Annotated in this window: 1 protein-coding gene; it reads right to left on the bottom strand. The window is 71.0% G+C overall.

Annotated elements, in window-relative coordinates; genetic code table 11:
• Positions 1-345, bottom strand: a 345-nt coding sequence (locus tag IU459_RS37755) for a condensation domain-containing protein (protein ID WP_195134338.1), incomplete at both ends; no start/stop codon positions are given.

Below are 345 nucleotides of genomic sequence, written 5' to 3' on the forward strand. Positions count from 1 at the left end.
TGCCCGGGTCGAAGTCGACCACCGCGATATCCAGGCCGGGCAGCGCGACCGCGCCCAGGTCGGCGGCCGAGGCGGCTTCGAAGGTCAGCGCGACCTGGAACAGCGGATGATGCGCCTGCGAACGCACCGGGCTGATCACGTCCACCAACCGCTCGAACGGCACGTCGGCGTTGGCGAAGGCGGCCAGGTCGGTGCGGCGCACCTGCTCGAGCAGCTCACCGAAGCCTGCGCCGGGATCGACCTGGCTGCGCAGCACCAGCGTGTTGACGAACATGCCCACCACGTCGTCGAGCGCGCGTTCGCCGCGGCCCGCGATCGGGGTGCCGATCGCGATGTCGGTGCTGT

Origin of the sequence: Nocardia amamiensis, assembly GCF_015477605.1 — a bacterium.
Lineage (GTDB): Bacteria > Actinomycetota > Actinomycetes > Mycobacteriales > Mycobacteriaceae > Nocardia > Nocardia amamiensis_A.